This window comes from Mesorhizobium sp. M2C.T.Ca.TU.002.02.1.1 (assembly GCF_003997225.1).
Genome location: NZ_RZTO01000191.1, coordinates 1 through 8,681 on the forward strand (window position 1 = coordinate 1; position 8,681 = coordinate 8,681).

12 protein-coding genes and 1 pseudogene are annotated in these 8,681 nt (G+C 64.5%); 10 read left to right on the forward strand and 3 right to left on the reverse strand.

Annotated features, from left to right (window positions below; all coding sequences use genetic code 11):
- A partial coding sequence (locus EOD07_RS12870) for an EAL domain-containing protein (protein WP_164772216.1) occupies nt 1-468 on the forward strand: 468 nt, incomplete at its 5' end.
- Here EOD07_RS12870 and EOD07_RS12875 read toward each other — a convergent pair.
- A pseudogene (locus EOD07_RS12875) lies at nt 465-1,021 on the reverse strand (GNAT family N-acetyltransferase). The gene EOD07_RS12870 and the pseudogene EOD07_RS12875 overlap by 4 nt on opposite strands.
- 187 nt (nt 1,022-1,208) lie before the next feature.
- Between EOD07_RS12875 and EOD07_RS12880 the strand changes: the two are divergent.
- Nucleotides 1,209-1,664, forward strand: a complete 456-nt coding sequence (locus EOD07_RS12880) for a DUF2214 family protein (protein WP_127235719.1) — start codon at nt 1,209-1,211, stop codon at nt 1,662-1,664.
- A gap of 13 nt (nt 1,665-1,677) precedes the next feature.
- Here EOD07_RS12880 and nth read toward each other — a convergent pair whose 3' ends face one another.
- Nucleotides 1,678-2,484 carry an endonuclease III gene (gene nth / locus EOD07_RS12885; protein WP_127235720.1) on the reverse strand — a complete coding sequence of 269 codons (807 nt, stop codon included), beginning with the start codon at nt 2,482-2,484 and terminating at the stop codon, nt 1,678-1,680.
- 22 nt (nt 2,485-2,506) lie between these two features.
- Between nth and EOD07_RS12890 the strand changes: the two genes are divergently transcribed.
- Nucleotides 2,507-3,001, forward strand: coding sequence for a DUF2244 domain-containing protein (locus tag EOD07_RS12890; protein WP_127235721.1), 495 nt, complete (start codon nt 2,507-2,509; stop codon nt 2,999-3,001).
- Between the two features lie 106 nt (nt 3,002-3,107).
- Here the strand turns inward: EOD07_RS12890 and EOD07_RS12895 are convergent, their stop codons facing one another.
- Nucleotides 3,108-3,926, reverse strand: a complete 819-nt coding sequence (locus tag EOD07_RS12895) for a class I SAM-dependent methyltransferase (protein WP_127235722.1) — start codon at nt 3,924-3,926, stop codon at nt 3,108-3,110.
- 115 nt (nt 3,927-4,041) lie between these two features.
- Here EOD07_RS12895 and EOD07_RS12900 point away from each other — a divergent pair, with 115 nt between their 5' ends.
- The 7 genes from EOD07_RS12900 to EOD07_RS12930 form a co-directional block, all read left to right on the forward strand.
- On the forward strand, nt 4,042-4,947 hold the full coding sequence (locus tag EOD07_RS12900) for a methylated-DNA--[protein]-cysteine S-methyltransferase (RefSeq protein WP_164772217.1): 906 nt from the start codon (nt 4,042-4,044) through the stop codon (nt 4,945-4,947).
- Nucleotides 4,948-5,183: 236 nt separating this feature from the next.
- Nucleotides 5,184-5,654 carry a hypothetical protein gene (locus EOD07_RS12905; protein ID WP_127235723.1) on the forward strand — a complete coding sequence of 157 codons (471 nt, stop codon included), beginning with the start codon at nt 5,184-5,186 and terminating at the stop codon, nt 5,652-5,654.
- Nucleotides 5,655-5,667: 13 nt separating this feature from the next.
- Complete coding sequence (locus EOD07_RS12910) at nt 5,668-6,063, forward strand: hypothetical protein (protein ID WP_127235724.1); 396 nt, start codon at nt 5,668-5,670, stop codon at nt 6,061-6,063.
- Nucleotides 6,030-6,545: a hypothetical protein gene (locus EOD07_RS12915; protein WP_127235725.1), complete on the forward strand. Its 516-nt coding sequence runs from the start codon at nt 6,030-6,032 to the stop codon at nt 6,543-6,545. The genes EOD07_RS12910 and EOD07_RS12915 overlap by 34 nt, the downstream gene beginning before the upstream one ends.
- Nucleotides 6,520-7,002 (forward strand): hypothetical protein, encoded by a 483-nt coding sequence (locus EOD07_RS12920; RefSeq protein WP_127235726.1) that lies wholly within the window; start codon nt 6,520-6,522, stop codon nt 7,000-7,002. Before EOD07_RS12915 ends, EOD07_RS12920 begins: the two co-directional genes overlap by 26 nt.
- Before the next feature lie 187 nt (nt 7,003-7,189).
- Nucleotides 7,190-8,092, forward strand: coding sequence for a ribokinase (locus EOD07_RS12925; RefSeq protein WP_127235727.1), 903 nt, complete (start codon nt 7,190-7,192; stop codon nt 8,090-8,092).
- 5 nt (nt 8,093-8,097) lie between these two features.
- Nucleotides 8,098-8,681: amidase family protein (locus tag EOD07_RS12930; protein WP_245470102.1), on the forward strand; the 584-nt coding region annotated here is incomplete at its 3' end.

Genomic DNA, 8,681 nt, shown 5'->3' on the forward strand with positions numbered 1-8,681 from the left:
GAAACGATCTGCCTGGAGATCACCGAGACCAGCGCCATCGCCAATCTGACCGAGGCCATGCGCTTCATCGCCGACCTGCGCGGGCTCGGCTGCCGCTTCGCGCTCGACGATTTCGGCTCCGGCATGTCGTCCTTCGCCTATCTGAAGCATCTGCCGGTCGACTACCTCAAGATCGACGGCAGCTTCGTCAAGGATATGCTCGACGACCGCATCGATCGCGCCATGGTCGAGATGATCCATCACATCGGCAAGGTGACGGGAAAGCGCACCATCGCCGAATTCGTCGAAAGCGACGGCATCGTCGAGGCCTTGAAAGCGATCGGCGTCGATTATGCGCAAGGCTATGCGATTGCCAGGCCCCAGCCATTCGACGCCACCACCGTTGTGCGCGGCAATCGCAGCGAGCGCGATGCGACGGCGGATAGCTGGGAGGCTTTGGCGCGGACGCTGCGCCGCAAAGCCGGCTAACTACTCACAGCCCCTCCGGCCTGCCGTTCCAACAGGATCGTCGGCTTGTCGTGATAGGTGGTGCGCAAAATCTCGCGATAGCCGTTCTTCTCGGCCACCTTCCGCGAAGCGCCGTTTTCCGGATCGATGATGCAGACGGTTCTCGCCTGTCCGAACGCCTCGTCGCTCCAGGCGACGATCCGCCCGACGACCTCGCTGGCAAGCCCCGGCCATGCGCCTCCGAGGCCAAGGCCCAGCCGGCTTCCGGCACGCCTTCGATCGAAGGTTCGATCTCGCGCTTCAGGTCGTGGAAGCCGGCCTCGCCGATGAAGCGCCCCGTCTTCTTGTCTTCGATCGCCCAGAACCCGTAGCCGATCAGCGACCACAGGCCGGCATGACGCAGGAAGCGCATCCAGCTTTCCTCGCGGGTGCGCGGCTTGCCGCCGATGAAACGGGTGACGGCAGGCTCCGCCCACATGGCGGCATAGGTCTCGAAATCACCCGAACGGTGCGGCCGCAAAACGGTACGTGCCGTCTCGAGGATCGGCACGCCGGCTTCCGTCTTGATGCTCATGGCATTCTCCTCCATTGCGGCGACAGCGCTTAGCAAACCGGCACGCTCGATCAAGGGCCAGGATAATGCGGCGGCTCTTCCAGCCATGACGGCCTTGGCACGATCGTATCGCTATGGCTTTTCGCCTGGCGATGCTAGTTTTGCGCGCGAAGCCGACCCAGAAACACAAGTCGACCGGAGAAGAACCATGGACACCACGGACCTATTGCTGGCGATCGCGCATCACCTGCTGGTGTTCTCGCTGGCCGGCATCATCGGCGCCGAGTTCGTGCTGGTGCGTGGCGATCTGGGCGCGGCGACGCTCAAGCGGCTTGCCGGCATCGACCGCCATTACGGCATCATCGCCGCGCTGATCGTCATCGTCGGCATCGGGCGCGTCTTCTATGGGCTGAAAGGCTGGGAATTCTACGTCTATAACTGGGTGTTCTGGGCAAAGATGGTGGCCTTCGCCATCGTCGGCCTGCTGTCGATCGTGCCCACCATGCGCTTCCTCTCCTGGAACAGGCAGGCGGGCGGCAACCCCTCTTTCGCGGTGCCGGCTGCGGAACTGGCCTCGGTGAAGAACTACGTCCGCGCCGAGGGCTTCATCTTCCTGCTCATCCCGGTCTTTGCCGCGGCCATGGCGCGCGGCTACGGTTACTAGAGCCAGACCGGCTCTAGACCCCCGCCGGAAACGTCTCGTCCAGCGGCGCGATCGGCACCAGCGGCGCCGGCACGTCGGTGGTCTTTTCCTTGGACTTGCAGATATCGGCGATCACGCAGGCCGGGCAGTCGGGCTTGCGCGCCTTGCAGACATAGCGGCCGTGCAGGATCAGCCAGTGATGCGCATGACGCATATACTCGGCCGGGATGACCTTGAGCAGCCCTTGCTCGACCTGCTCCGGCGTCTTGCCGGGCGCCAGCCCGATCCGGTTGCCGATGCGGAAAATATGCGTGTCGACCGCCATGGTGTGCTGGCCGAAGGCGACGTTGAGCACGACATTGGCGGTCTTGCGCCCGACGCCGGGCAGCTTCACCAGTTCGTCGCGCTCCCGTGGCACCTGGCCCTGGTAGTCGTCGATCAGCGCCTTGGACAGCGCGATCACGTTCTTCGCCTTGTTGCGCCACAGACCGATGGTGCGGATATAGTCGCCCACCTTCGCCTCGCCCAATGCCAGCATCTTGGCCGGCGTGTCGGCCGCCGAAAACAGCGCCTTGGTCGCCTTGTTGACGCCGGCATCCGTCGCTTGCGCCGATAGCACCACGGCGACCAGCAGGGTGAAGGCGTTGACATAGTCGAGCTCGCCTTTCGGCTCCGGCCGTTGAACGGAAAAACGCCGGAAGATCTCATGCACCTCGGCAGGGCTGTAAAGCGGCCGGGAAGCGGCTTTTCGCGGCCGAGCGCCAGGCGCCCGGCCGCTGCCGGCAGGGACGGGTTGAGGTTTTTTGACAGCTACGGATTTTTTCGACTTGGGAGGCGCCATTTCCTTCCTATAATATTCCCTCATGAGCGACACAAACGCCTCGTTCCAGGCCGACGAGCCATTTTTCCAGGCCCTGCTGACGCCGCACCGCTCGCTCGGCCGCACCGGTTTCCTGATCCTGATGGGAGCGCTTCTGTTCGGCTGGGCGGTCACCGGCGCGTTTTTCCTGGCGCATGGCGCCTGGCCGGTGTTCGGCTTCTTCGGCCTCGACGTGATCGCCGTCTACATCGCTTTCCGGGCCAATTACCGGGCAGCGCGCGCCCGCGAGGAGATATCGGTCTCGCGCACCAGCCTCGACATCCGCAAGACCGCCCCTTCAGGCCGCTCTGAAAGCCATCGCTTCAATCCGTTCTGGACACGGTTTTCGATCGCCCGCCATGCCGAGATCGGCATCACCAAAATGGCGGTGGAAGCGCAGGGCAGGAGCGTGGCGATCGGCGGCTTCCTCAATCCCGACGACCGTGAGAGTTTCGCCACCGCCTTTTCGCGCGCGCTGGCGACCGCCAAGACGCGCTGAGCATGATCCCGAACCGAAAGTCCGCGTCAGCGAAAAGTGGACGCCGGTTTTTGCTTTCGCTGACCTGCGGTTCGGACAAGATCATGCTCGGAGCAAAATAAGCACGTCAGAACCGGTACCGCAGCAGCCTGCCGACCTTGCGCATGGCGGGGATGAGCTTCCAGAGGCCGATGAACAAGCGCGCGGACCAGCTAAGCCGCGCCGCTTGCTCCGGCTTGTAAGCCGGGATCTCGCCGATGAAGCGAAGTTTCGGAACAGCCCGCTCCAGTTCGCGCGGATCCTCGATGGCCCAATGGACTTCGGAGCCCGTTGCCTTGATGGCCGGATTGAGGCGCATCAGCTTCAGCCCGAAACGGCTGTAGGCGTCGAACATCAACTCGCCGCCGGCAAGATGCGCGACAAGCCGCGCGAACAGCCGCGGCCCCTCGTCGGCGGCGAGATAGGGCGTCAGGCCCTCGGCTACGACCATGGCCGGGCGATTGCGCGGCACCTCGGCCAGCCATCCTGGCTCGGTCACCGACGAAGCGATCAGATGGTAATAACGGTCCCTGGACGGATAGAGCCTGCGCCTGAGCTCGACGACGTCTGGATAGTCGACATCGAACCAATCCACGCCCAGTGGCGGGTCGACCCGGAAAATGCGCGTGTCGAGCCCGCATCCAAGATGCAGCACGATCGCATCCGGGTTTCTGGCGAGGAAGTCCTCGACCTGGGCATCCAGCGTCTTTGCCCGAATGGCAAGGCCGATGCCGAGATTGCCGTCGACCTTGAGCCTCGCGAAATCATAGTCGATCTTGCGCACGGCCTCGTCCGCGAGGCGATCCTGGAGCAGCGAATTGGGCAGCCGGCTCTCCAGCGCCTTGCCGTAAAGCGTCATCAGCAAGGTTTCCTTCGCTCCGGTTAGATCGACCTTTTCGCCGGCCATGATTGTCCTCTTCGGTCCGAAGCTGACTCTATCTGGGTGCGTGCGCAGTGAAGGCAAGTTTCGGGTGGTTGCAAAGCTCTGGAAGACCGATATTCGCGGCCAAGGAGATATTGCCATGAACGCTCAGATGACCATGAATACGCGGATGAAACCGACCGCGATCCTTGAGAACGACATCACGCCGCAAGGCAGCGACTACGACGTCGTGCGCCGCGCCATCGAGAAGATCAGCCTCGACTATCGCGACCAGCCCTCGCTGGAGGTGCTGGCCGAGGAAGTCGGCGAGACGCCGACCGGCCTGCAGAAGCTGTTCACACGCTGGGCGGGATTGTCGCCCAAGGCCTTCCTGCAGGCGGTGACGCTCGACCATGCGCGCAGGCTGCTCGATTCCGGCATGCCGCTCCTGGAGACCTCGTTCGAGCTCGGCATGTCCGGCCCCGGCCGGCTGCACGACCTCTTCGTCACCCATGAGGCGATGTCGCCCGGCGACTACAAGACCCGGGGCGCGGGTCTCACCATCCGCTACGGCTATCACATCTCGCCTTTCGGCATCGCGCTGATCATGGTCACCGACCGCGGTCTCGCCGGACTTGCCTTCTGTGACGCGGGCGGCGAGCGGGCCGCCTTCGCCGACATGTCCGGCCGCTGGCCGAACGCGACCTATGTCGAGGACATGTCGGCCACCCAGGCTTACGCCGCGCGGGTCTTCGATCCGACGCAATGGCGTGCCGACCAGCCGCTGCGCGTGGTGATGATCGGCACCGATTTCCAGCTTCGCGTCTGGGATGCCTTGCTGCGCATCCCGATGGGCAGGGCCTGCACCTATTCCTCGATCGCGGCAAGCATCGGCGCGCCCAACGCCAGCCGGGCCGTCGGCGCGGCCGTAGGCGCCAATCCGATGTCCTTCGTGGTGCCCTGCCATCGGGCTATCGGCAAGTCCGGCGCGCTCACCGGCTACCACTGGGGCCTGACGCGCAAGCGCGCCATCCTCGGCTGGGAGGCGGGGCAAGTGGCCTCCTGAAACAATCGATTTTTTCGCACCGCATTGCGAAAAACCGTGCATCATAATATATCTGTAAAAATTTGGAAAAATATACTTCCTATCCGTCAAATGCAACCGGCGACAACCTCTGGTTATCGCCGGTTTTATTTTAAGTTGCTTCATAATGTTATTTAAGTTAACGCTAAATTAACCACGATAAAGAGATGATACCCCTGCGTTGAGCTGGCACCATCCGGCTCGAAAGAGGGGTCTCAATGAAATTCGCCCGTGCCGCAATCACGGCAAGCCTGGTGGTCGGCGCCGCCTGCCCGCCGGCATCGGCCACCACCGGAAACGTCCTTTTCAACGGCTCCATCACCGCGACCTGCACGCTGACGGTCAATTCCAACGGCACCATGACGGTGAGCAGCAACCTGCAATCGCTGAGCTCGCACAATGCCGGCGGGTCGGCCGGCAGCGTCCAGGTCGACACCACCGGCGGCGTGCAGCTCAGTGTCGATCCGGTGACCACCACCACGGTGCCTGCAAGCGACGTCACCGCCACCACCTGGACGCCGACTTTCGCCACCACCGGCGCGCAGACCATCGCCGAAACCGGCAGCGCGACCGCGCTCACCGTGCCCGGCACCTCGACGATCGCGGTCAATCTCGCCGGCACCAAGAGCGGCACCAACCGCTTTTCCGCCGGCAGTTACCAGGCGACCGTGACGGTTCGCTGCGAATAGAAGGAAACGGTCCTTGAAGAGGCTCGGGATTCTCGTTGCGGCGATGGCCGCGGGCGGCATTGCTCCCTTGCCGGTGGCGGCGCAATCGATGACACCGATGCGCGGCGAGGTGAGCTCCTTCACCGACGCCTTCGCCGTGCGTATCTTCCCCGGCAATCCCTACGACAAGCGCATTCGCGTGGAAGTTCACGTCTACGACCAGGATTTCCAGCCCGTCGACGCCGAGATTTCTCCAGCCGCCTTCCTCCTTGCCGGACAGGCATCCCGTCCGGTCCTTGTGGTCGTTCCGTTCGACGGCGCGGCCGACCGTAAAGTGCGTATCTGTACCGAGAGTATCCCCTTTCCGGGCGAGCAGACGCAGATAAGGGCACAGATATGCGGGAAGTTTTTCGGACATCGCAGGTCCTGACCCTTTCGCTGCTGGCCGCTTTTGCGGCCGCGCGCCCGGGGTTCGCCGAGGATGTCTACAACCTGAACCAGAATCAGACCGGCTTCACCTTGCCCGGCGTGACCCTGCCGCAGGGCCAGGACGAGGTGCATGCGTCGGATGGCACCACTTGCCGCTCAGCCGTTTCGGGCTCGGGCGCCTATTTCGACCTTGGCGTGATCCACGGCAACAGCCAGTCGAACAACGACCTCGCCACCTATGGACGCGTCGTGATCCCGATCGGCCGCACGCCGAAACGCCTGGATTGCAGCCGGCTCTATGAGCTCGAGGTCGAGCGCCTGCAGATGGAGCTGCGGCTCATGAAGATGGGACTCAGCCCCGACGGCCAGGCGACGGGAAGCGTGGCGGCCGCGGCCCCCTCACCCGCATCGTCGCCTGCCTGGGCCAATGAAGGCTGGAGCATCCGCGGAACCGACGATGGCCGGAAAAAGAAGAAGAAATAGGCGCACGCTGCTTGCCGCCTTGCTGCTCGCCGGCGTCTGCGCGCCGGCGGAGGCTGCGATCATCGGCACATGCACGATCATGATCGGCAACACCGGCGTGATGAAGGCAAATCCGTCGATCAACATCTTCGGTTCCAAGCAGGCGGGCGGGTCGAGCGCCGGCGCCACCATCACAGCGAACTCGACTCTGTGTTCCATCCTAAACCTGCTGGACTGCTACACCGTTTCCGCGCCCGCGCCGGCCGCGTTCACGTCCGCGCCCAGCGGCGGCGACACCAATGTCTCGTTCGCCTCCGTCTTCCGCCTCGACGGTTCCGGACTGGATATACCGGGCAGCTCGCCGCAAAAGCTGACCAACGGTACCCACACCATCCAGGTCGATCTGACGGCCACGAAGTCGCCGGGCATCTTCCCGGCGGGCAGCTATCAGGCGGAGGTAACGGTCCGCTGCGAATGATGCTGTGGGCCAGACCGCGCGGACAGCGACGTGATCTGGCAACCGGCGGACTTTGCGGCTAGCTTCGCGCCCAGCACGCAATTCCAGGAAAAGCGCTTTGCGCATTTCGCTGGAATTGCGCAAGAAGCAGAATCTTGGAGCGCGTTCGCCTTCACGCAGGCTGACCCGCTTCAACGGGAGGCAGTCTTTGATCATCGTTGTCGGCTCGATCAACCTCGATCTCATCGCCAATGTCGACCGCTTGCCGGAGCCCGGCGAGACGGTGCGCGGCTCAGGCTTTGCCACCGCGCCCGGCGGCAAGGGCGCCAACCAGGCGCTGGCCGCGGCGCGCGCGGGCGCCCAGGTGCGCATGGTGGGCGCGGTCGGCAAGGATAGCTTTGCCGCCGAAGCGCTCGCCCTTCTCAAGGCCGGCAATGTCGATCTGTCCGGTGTCGGCCAGAGTTTCGCCTCCACCGGCACCGCCTTGATCCTGGTCGGCGCCGACGGCGAAAACGTCATCGCCGTCGTGCCGGGCGCCAATGATTCGGTGGTGCCGGGCGATGTCGCCAAGGCCTTCCTCAAAAAGAACGATGTCGTGCTCTTGCAGCATGAGATCCCGCTGCAGACGGTCGAGGCCACGCTTGACGCGGCGCACGCGGCGGGCGCCGTCAGCGTGCTCAACACCGCTCCCTTCCGTGCCGAGGCTTCCCGATTCCTTGGCAAGGCCGACTTCGCCGTCGCCAACGAAACCGAGTTCGATCTCTATGGGGAGGCGCTGGCGCTTTCCGGACGCGACCGCCCGGCCCGCATGCGCGACTACGCCCAAAAGACCGGCCGCGCCATCGTCGTCACGCTCGGCGGCGATGGCGTGCTCGCCGCCACGCCTCACGACTTCCTCACCGTTCCGGCGCTGAAGATCACCCCGGTCGACACGGTCGGCGCCGGCGACACTTTCTGCGGCTATTTCGGCGCCGGCCTATCGTCCGGCTTGTCGCTTGAGCAAGCGCTGACCCGTGCTGCCGTGGCCGGCTCGCTCGCCTGCCTGAAACCCGGCGCGCAGCCGGCGATCCCGCTGGCCAGGGATGTCGACGCCGCCTTGGCGGCGCGCTAGCAGCCATGCGTCCCGTCACCAAACATGCCGTGCCGCCGGCCGGCGATATCTGCCGCCTCTCCGCCGTCGAGCTCGCCGACAGGATCAGGCAGCGCCACTTTTCGGTTCATGAGGTGGCCAGCGCGTTCCTCGACCGCATCGAGGCCGTGAACCCGCTGGTCAACGCCATCGTATCGCTGCGCCGGCGCACCGACATCCTGGCCGAGGCCGACAGGGCCGATGCCCATCTGGCGCGGGGCGGCGAGGCCGGATCGCTGTTCGGCCTGCCGATCGCCATCAAGGACCTGGCCCTGACCAAGGGCCTAAGAACCACCTTCGGCTCGCCGATCTTCGCAGATTTTATTCCCGACACGGACGACTTCTTCGTCGAGCGCATCCGCAAGGCCGGCGCCATCATCATCGGCAAGACCAACACCCCGGAGTTCGGGCTGGGCTCCAACACCTACAACCCGGTCTTCGGCTCGACGCTTAACGCCTTCGACCCGACGCTCACCGCCGGCGGCTCGAGCGGCGGCGCGGCCGTGGCGCTGGCGCTCGACATGCTGCCGGTCGCCGACGGCAGCGACTTTGGCGGCTCGCTGCGCAATCC